This is a genomic window from Devosia sp. P2_G7, from assembly GCF_056403495.1.
The window spans coordinates 168,856-175,430 of record NZ_JBFUFI010000012.1 but is presented as its reverse complement, the minus strand read 5'-3'; the positions used below and the strand labels follow the sequence as shown (position 1 = coordinate 175,430).

8 protein-coding genes are annotated in these 6,575 nt (G+C 64.9%); 4 read left to right on the top strand and 4 right to left on the bottom strand.

The genetic code is table 11. The annotated features are described in order from the left end of the window. Window positions 1-492 precede the first annotated feature (492 nt). Window positions 493-1,170, top strand: a complete 678-nt coding sequence (locus tag AC1DWU_RS18940; RefSeq protein ID WP_477151559.1) for an outer membrane protein — start codon at window positions 493-495, stop codon at window positions 1,168-1,170. Window positions 1,171-1,227: 57 nt separating this feature from the next. Here AC1DWU_RS18940 and AC1DWU_RS18935 read toward each other — a convergent pair whose 3' ends face one another. From AC1DWU_RS18935 to AC1DWU_RS18925, 3 genes are all read right to left on the bottom strand, one after another. Further along, window positions 1,228-1,605: a GFA family protein gene (locus tag AC1DWU_RS18935; protein ID WP_477151558.1), complete on the bottom strand. Its 378-nt coding sequence runs from the start codon at window positions 1,603-1,605 to the stop codon at window positions 1,228-1,230. A gap of 67 nt (window positions 1,606-1,672) precedes the next feature. After that, on the bottom strand, window positions 1,673-2,215 hold the full coding sequence (locus tag AC1DWU_RS18930) for a thermonuclease family protein (RefSeq protein WP_477151557.1): 543 nt from the start codon (window positions 2,213-2,215) through the stop codon (window positions 1,673-1,675). A gap of 152 nt (window positions 2,216-2,367) precedes the next feature. Continuing rightward, window positions 2,368-3,243: an alpha/beta fold hydrolase gene (locus AC1DWU_RS18925; protein ID WP_477151556.1), complete on the bottom strand. Its 876-nt coding sequence runs from the start codon at window positions 3,241-3,243 to the stop codon at window positions 2,368-2,370. A 156-nt stretch (window positions 3,244-3,399) separates the two neighbouring features. Here AC1DWU_RS18925 and AC1DWU_RS18920 point away from each other — a divergent pair, with 156 nt between their 5' ends. Further along, window positions 3,400-3,804 (top strand): DUF1810 domain-containing protein, encoded by a 405-nt coding sequence (locus AC1DWU_RS18920; protein ID WP_477151555.1) that lies wholly within the window; start codon window positions 3,400-3,402, stop codon window positions 3,802-3,804. Here the strand turns inward: AC1DWU_RS18920 and AC1DWU_RS18915 are convergent. After that, window positions 3,801-4,409 (bottom strand): J domain-containing protein, encoded by a 609-nt coding sequence (locus AC1DWU_RS18915; RefSeq protein ID WP_477151554.1) that lies wholly within the window; start codon window positions 4,407-4,409, stop codon window positions 3,801-3,803. The genes AC1DWU_RS18920 and AC1DWU_RS18915 overlap by 4 nt on opposite strands. Window positions 4,410-4,489: 80 nt before the next feature. On the opposite strand from AC1DWU_RS18915, the gene AC1DWU_RS18910 reads away from it, so the two are divergent. Both AC1DWU_RS18910 and AC1DWU_RS18905 read left to right on the top strand, forming a co-directional pair. Next, entirely contained in the window at window positions 4,490-5,173 is a 684-nt protein-coding gene (locus tag AC1DWU_RS18910) for an HAD family hydrolase (protein ID WP_477151553.1), read from the top strand. A 351-nt stretch (window positions 5,174-5,524) separates the two neighbouring features. Then, window positions 5,525-6,358, top strand: coding sequence for a cell wall hydrolase (locus AC1DWU_RS18905; RefSeq protein WP_477151552.1), 834 nt, complete (start codon window positions 5,525-5,527; stop codon window positions 6,356-6,358). The last annotated feature ends 217 nt before the right edge of the window (window positions 6,359-6,575 follow it).

Genomic DNA, 6,575 nt, shown 5'->3' with positions numbered 1-6,575 from the left:
TCCCCGCAACGGGGGAGGGAGACAACTGCCGCATCAAAGAAAATCCGCACGAAGTAATCCCCCCACTCCCGCACCCATGCGATTCTGCCCCCGTCACCCACACGGGCGCGGTCGCGTACGGACGGTCGGTGGGGCGATTTCGGTGCTGGAGGAGCCGTCCTCTGGCGGCCGCGGTTATGGGCACCCGTCCACCGTTTCCGTGCTTAGCGCACGGCGTGCGAACGCTTCCTCATGGCCCCCGCAAAAACTCCGAACAGTTCCGGCGTGGCGACGGCCTTCATATTGCGGACTACCCGCGTGGTCGAAGCCACGCCGGAACCGCCCGACTACCCGAGCACCCCGGAGCCGAGAGGCGGTCGGGCGCTTCGCTTCGCCGTGATCGTCTCGTTACGAGCGCTTCCGTAGGTGGATTTTCCCTCAAACCCGGCTTCCGTTCGGCGATGGGCCATGCCATTGCAATCGCATACTGAATTCTGTTTTCCTGGGGCTTCAATGAACACCATCATCCGGCTTTTTGCCGTCGGCGCGTCGGCGCTGGCCATCACCTCGGCCGCCTCCGCTGCCGATCTCATCATCGATACCCCGGTGGAAGCCGGCGTGGTTCAGGCCAGCGGCAACTGGGACGGCGCCTTCATCGGCGTGTTCGGCGGCTATGGCTGGGCCGAACTGAGCAGCGACGTTGCGCCGGGCGCGGTGTTCCCCGAGCCGGCCGGCTGGCTGCTCGGCGTCAACGCCGGCGCCAACTTCACGCTGGATAACGGCATCGTGCTGGGCGTCGTTGGCGACATCGCCTGGGCCGACATCACCGATACGCTGGTCGCACCAGGGCCTAGCAGCTTCACGTCGGCAATCGACTGGCAGGGTTCGCTGCGTGGCCGGATCGGCTTCGACGGCGGCGCCTTCCTGCCCTATCTGACGGCCGGCCTGGCCGTGGCGCACAACAGCATCGACGTCACGCTGGTGCCGCCCCCCGGTTTTGCCGACGATGCCATGCATGTCGGCTGGACGGTCGGCGCCGGTGTCGAGTTCGCCGCCACCGAGGACCTCTCGGTCGACCTGCAGTATCGCTACAGCGATTACGGCGATGCCGACTACACGTTCGGAATCTTTACCAACACGCTCGGCCTCACCTCGCACCAGGTCACCGTCGGGCTCAACTGGGGCTTCTGATCCCCGGCCAGCAACGGGCATTCGCGGGCGGCTTCGGCCGCCCGCTGTCGTTTCCGGCTACCACAGGTTCCGGCCGTCGATCACTGAAACCGGCAGCGAGGTTATGAGCTCGTAGTCGTCGAGGATCTTGAGGTTGATGGCGAACTTGCGCCCGGTGGGCATCTGGTCGGAGGTCAGCGACTCCGTCGTGTAGTCGGGCGAGACGCCGTGCGTGGTGCAGCCGCAATTGCTGCAGAAGAAATGCTCGTTGAAGCCGTTCGGGGCATAGCGGCCGGGGTGGTCGGCGCGGACGATCCTGACCTCCTCGGGCCGGTAATAGGCCCAGAGCCCGCCCGATTTGGTGCACCAGCTGCAGGTGCACTGGGTGGCCTCGGTCGGCGGATGGGGCAGCTCGATCCGGGTGGCGCCGCAGTGGCAGGTGGCGAGGGTGGTCATCGGGGTCTCCTTGGTTGGTGACCCCCAATGTGGCTGACGGATGCTGACAAGGCGTGTCAGCAGCGGCCTAGCACCACTCGCGCTGCGCCCCGCCCCAGCGGTGCGCCAGGCCCTCGCTCACCAGCTGCGCGCCGAGCGAGGCGCCGTTGCGGGTGACGATGCGGAGCTTGCGGCCATATTTGTCCTCGTCGCGATCGGCGGGCTCGAGCGCGAACGGGCCGGCATTGAGCAGCGCCGCCAGCCGCGCCGTCGCCCGGTCGCCCAGGGCCTTCTCGGCCGGGCAGGCGAAATCGCGCACCTCGGGCGTATCGATGTCGGCGATGCGGTACTTCGTGCCCTCGAGCCAGAACGTGTCGCCATCGACCACGCAGGTGCTGCGATGGCCGCTGCCGCAGATCGGGAAGCTGGCGGCGACGGCGGGGCGCGAGATCGCCGGAGCGGGAGCGAGGCGCGGCAGTTGCAGCGGCACGCTCCCCAGCACCAGGCTCGCCAGCGCGGCGCTGGTGGCGAAGGCCAGCAGCATCAGCCACAGCGTGGTCCAGCGGGCATTGCTGCGGCGCCGCGTGGGCAATGCCACCACTCGCCGCCCGAACCGCTCGACCCGTGCCATCGCCGCCCCCTGGGAATCACTGGCGGCGACGCTTCCATGTCCGCCCGACCAGCGCGGCAAGGAAACCCCGTAAGGATGAATGCGAGGTTCACGGCAAGGCAAAGGGCCGGCAGGAAGAACTGCCGGCCCCTCGTGGTGGGATGCGCCGCCGATCAGGAAGCCGGCATCTGCTGCGGCGGCTGCGGCAACTGCTGGTTGAGGAACACCGGCACCGCGGCCTTCATGATCTCGACATTGGCCGGGTTGAAGAAAACGCTGATGTGGCTGGTGCCGGGGAGAACCAGCAACTGGGTCTTGGGCAAGCCGTTCATGTCGCCGTTGACGATGCCGCCCGCCGCGTTGTGGTGCTTGGCGATGTAGTCGAGCCCGACGATATCGGCGTCGCCGTAGATATAGAGCGAGGGCACGCTGATCTTGGCGAACTCCGCCGACCAGTCGAACGGGGTGAGGTCGAGCTGCTTCAGCTTCTCGACCAGGGTGGGGAAGTTCTCCGGGTGCGGGTTCAGCCGCTTGTACTCGGCCTCGAACGGGGTGCCGGCGAACATCTCGGGGGTGATCCCCTCGATCATCTTCATGAAGTCGGGGCCCATCGTTGTCTCGTCGTACTTGTAGCCGGCGGAGGCGGCGACGATGCGGGTGACCTTTTCGGGGTGATCGATGGCAAAGCGGATGGCGACGCCGCCGCCCATCGAGAAGCCGAACACGGCCGTCTTGTCGATCTTGAGCTCGTCAAGCAGCGCGGCCACGTCATCAGACATGCCTTCGTAGGTGATCGGGGTGTCGCGGTCGCTGGTGTGGCCGTGGCTCTGCAGCTCGACAGCGATCACCTTGTGGTCCTTGGCGAGGGTGGGGATCATCCCGGCCCAGTTGCTGTCGATCGACATATAGGCGCCGTGCAGCAGCACGATCGGCTCACCTTCGCCATGCACCTCGTAGTACATGTCGAGGCCGTTGATCTTCGCAGTTTCCGCCTGTGCGGCAGAGGCAAAGCCGAGGGCAAGGGCGGCGGCAAGAAGGGCGGTCTTCATCATCTCTCTCCTGTTGTCGTCGGCGCGGGTTCACTTGCGCCTTCTGACTTCACGACGAGCGGCAAAATCCGGAATCGACACGGGTGCGGAAAAAACTTCAGCGGGCGATCGAGGTTCCTCAATCCCCGTGCTTTCGGGGCGTGGTAATCTCGCCCGATGTTCGAGCACTTCGTCACTGCACAGGACCCGATCTACCCCGACGTGCTGGCCGAGCTGCGTGCCGGGCGGAAGACCACGCACTGGATGTGGTTTATCTTCCCGCAGCTCCGCGTCCTCGGCCGCAGCCCGACGGCGCAGCGCTTCGGCATTGCGGATCTGGGTGAGGCGCGGGCTTTTCTCGTCCACTCCGTTTTGGGACCGCGATTGATCGAGTGCACCGAGGCGGTCAACGGCGTCAGCGGGCGGACGGCGCACGATATCTTCGCCTCGCCGGACGACATGAAGTTCCGCTCGTCGATGACGCTGTTCGCGCATGCGGCGGATGAGCCGACGCCGTTCCGGCGAGCGCTAGCGAAGTACTATGAGGGAGCAGAAGACCCGCTGACGCTGGCCGAGCTTTAGCCCTCGGCCTCTAGCGCGGCGATCAGCTCGGTCTCGCTCTCGTAGTTGCCGAGTTCGGCCAGCGCGGTTTCCAGCATGGCGACGCGGCGCTTGATGGTGCGGTGTTGTTCGGCTTTTGCGGCAACCTGGGCGTCGAGCCTTTCGACGAAGATGTTGCGGTCTTCGTCCGTCCGGCGGATGCGGCTGCGCAGCGTCTGCAAAGCGCCGATCTCGACATCGACGCGGGCCAGTGCCCGGCGCGAGTCGCCGAGGCCGGTTTCCACCGCCGCGGCCATCTGGGCGATGAAATCGACGCGCTCGAGTTTCAGCCCGGTGGCGATGGCGGTGCTGACGGCGGCATCGAACATGTCAGCGAGGATTGCCGCCACCTCGCGGCGATAGCTGGTCACCGCCTCGTCGTCGATGATGCCGGTCTCGTCGAACAGGCGGCGCGAGTCGGGATCGGAGAGCAGCCCGAAGGCCCGAACGACGATGACAAAATGCTCGGGATCGCCGCCGCGGTCGGGGTGGGCGACCTGCACCTTGCGGCGGTAGGCCTGCTTGATGTCGGCGGCACGGGCGGCTCTGCCGACGCCCAGCACGTCATAGGGATCGAACGCGGTCATCGCTGGGCTCATAGCAGGTCGGCGGCGGCGGTTGAAGCCAAGGGTAGCGGTGCGAGTGAAATCTGCCTATATCCCCGAATATGTCTCCCACTGTTCCGACTTCGCCGCTCAAGCCCTTCTCCGCCATCGTATTCGACATGGATGGCACGTTGCTCGACACCGAAATGGTGTTCAAGCAGATCGTCTGGGATGTCAGCGCCGATCTCGGCTTCGAAATGACCGACGGCATCCATCATGCGATGGTCGGCTCGAGCCACGAGACCACCAATCGCCTGCTCGTAGAGGCCTATGGCGTCAGCTTCCCCTACTCGATCTTCGATGAGAAGTGCCGGGTGTTGATGAAGCAGAAGATGAGCGAAGTGGTGCCGGTGAAGGCCGGGGTGCACGAACTGCTCGCCGAACTCAAGGCGCGTCGCATTCCTGCCGCCGTCGCCACCTCGTCGCGGGCGCCGCACGCGCTCGGGCACCTGGGCGGCGCCGGCATTCTCTCGATGTTCGAGGCGGTGGTGACGCGCGACGACGTGATCAACCCCAAGCCGCACCCCGAGCCTTACCTCCTGGCGGCGGGACGGCTTAGCGTCGATCCGTCGCTCTGCATCGCGGTCGAAGACTCGCATACGGGGGTACGCGCGGCACACGCCGCCGGCATGCAGACCATCATGGTGCCCGACATCGTCGCGCCGTCCGACGAGATCAGCGCGCTCTGCGTTGCCGTGATGCATAGTCTTCACGAGTTGCGCGCCGCCGCCTTCACGGCAGCCTGACCGGCCTCCAAGACCAGCTGGAATCGATCGACCAATCCTCGCGCCCCGCAGGGCGCGAGAGACTGTGTCGTTCGGGCAACGATTCGGATCGATTAACTTTTATCGACTTCCGCAAACCTGCCTTAGCCATCTCCAAAATCCATTAAAATCAGGGCTTTCGCCCCTGCCCGAGAGGCATTAACCTCAAATTAGGAACCTAAGATTCATGGTTAAGTAACTGTAAATTCTGGGTTCCATCGTTGTCCAAGCTCGGCTAGGGTCCGGGCTTGGGTAACTAACCAAGCTGGGCTGCCTCGGGGGCGGCATCGGGGGAAGGTAGGCGGATTGCGAGCAGGGTCGATCGCACCAGCGATGCGTGCAATCACGCATGCATTGGCGTTCGCCGCAGCAGCACTTGTGCTGCTCGTGACTTTTGCTCCGTCATCTGCTGAAGAACTCTCCATCGACACTGTGGTTCCCGCTGCCTTCACCCAGGCAGTGTCCCTCAAGCGCGAAGAATTCCAGGCCAGCACCCAGCCGAAGCTCACCAGCGACGTGCTTCAGGCCTATGTCGCCCGCAAGCAGCAGCTCGACAATTTCGAGGGTTTCGACGTTCCGGCCCCGAAGGCGGAACTGACCGAAGCCATGCTGATGGGCTACATCGCCAAGCGCCAGAACCAGGCGCTCGATGCGATCGAGAGCGTCGATTTCTCGAACAAGCCGGCACTCACCGCCTCGGTGCTCACCAACTACGTGCAGGCTGATTTCGTGCCGACCACGAAGCGGGTGAAACTGGCCGAAGGCGAAAAGCTCTGCCTGGCCCAGGCGATCTATCACGAAGCGCGTGGCGAAAGCCGTGATGGGCAGCTCGCGGTCGCCAACGTCATCATCAATCGGGCGATGAGCAAGAAGTACCCGTCAACGATCTGCGGCGTGGTGTTCCAGAACGCCGACAAGGGCCGCTACAAGTGCCAGTTCACTTTCGCATGCGATGGCCGCTCCGACATGGGCCGTGAGCGCACGGCGTGGAACCGCTCGATCAAGATGGCCGAGGACGCGTTCTACGAGTTCCAGCGCGGTGAGCGCCCGGGAGTGGTGCCGAACTCGGCGCTGTTCTACCACACCACGGCAGTGGCCCCGAACTGGTCCCACACCTTCCACCGCGTCGCCGCTATCGGCTCGCACGTGTTTTATTCGAAGAACTGAGACCTAGCGGTTTCCGGATGAATGGCCCCTGAACGGGGCCATTTCGTTTTGGGGAGGCAGTGTTTGCTCATCCTCCCAGCCCACCGGCCGTCATCCCGGCGAAAGCCGGGACCCAGTGCGCCGACCCAGCCTCATGCAAGATGGCTCCGACCTTGCTGTGATGGACCGGACGGGACGTGCCTGGTCGGCCGTCCGAGCAATGGGTCCCGGCTTTCGC